Origin of the sequence: Bacteroides sp. LFL-34 (assembly GCF_027257075.1) — a bacterium.
In the GTDB taxonomy this organism is placed as follows: domain Bacteria; phylum Bacteroidota; class Bacteroidia; order Bacteroidales; family Bacteroidaceae; genus Bacteroides; species Bacteroides ovatus.
In genome coordinates this window covers 1-818 of the sequence record NZ_JAPQKZ010000148.1, presented here as the reverse complement: position 1 = coordinate 818, position 818 = coordinate 1, and the positions used below count along the sequence as shown (strand labels likewise).

Below are 818 nucleotides of genomic sequence, written 5' to 3'. Positions count from 1 at the left end.
GCAGCCGCCTTAATCTTGTCAAGGTGGACGGCGTGGATTCAACGGATGAGAAGGTCATCGGTAAGCGTTTGCAGGAAATCGCCAAGAACGCCACGACTGGTGGACTGTACAAGGCTGTCGGGGAACTTTACGGCTTTCCGATAAAGGTGGTCAGCGAGAGGACACTCAAAGAAGGTCTGGAGTTCACCGACAACCGCTTCGTGGTGGAGGGGAACTACAAGTACACCTACAACAACGGGCATCTGGCGATGGCAGACCCGATTGCTGCCGCACGAAACTTTCTGAACGCATTGGAGAGGATTCCGACCATCATCGACCAGTACAAGTCTAAGAACGAAGTGCTGGAAAAGGAGATTCCGCAGTTGCAGGAGATAGCGGGCAAGGTGTGGAAGAAGGAGGACGAGCTGAAACAGCTTAAGTCCGAACTCGCCGCACTGGACCGCAAGATACAGCTTGAGCTGGCTCCTCCGGATCAGGAAAACACGGAAGAGAACCGGCAAGGCAACGAGAAAAAACAGACGGAACAACAGCCGGAAAGCCCGCACGTGGACTTTGTACGCAGTCATTTAATTATAGGGAGACCCGGTTTATCGGAATCCAAAGGTGTAAAACTTTAATATCGAAGTCTTGACAGAAAAAGCCAGTGGTTGAATTTTTCACCACTGGCTTTAATTCTAATAATTTATTCAATCTAATATGACCGAATCTATAACGTTAAATCATAGATTATGTGTCTATTTGTGAAGAAAAAGACGTAACTTTGTATCAAAATCAAATAAGCATAACAATGGAACCATCTATATACAGTTTTTCACTTT

At 46.6% G+C, this 818-nt stretch carries 1 pseudogene; it reads left to right on the top strand.

What is annotated here, in order from left to right:
- Window positions 1–617 (top strand): annotated as a pseudogene (locus N5O98_RS27300) (hypothetical protein); the annotation flags it as partial.
- Window positions 618–818: the final 201 nt, after the last annotated feature.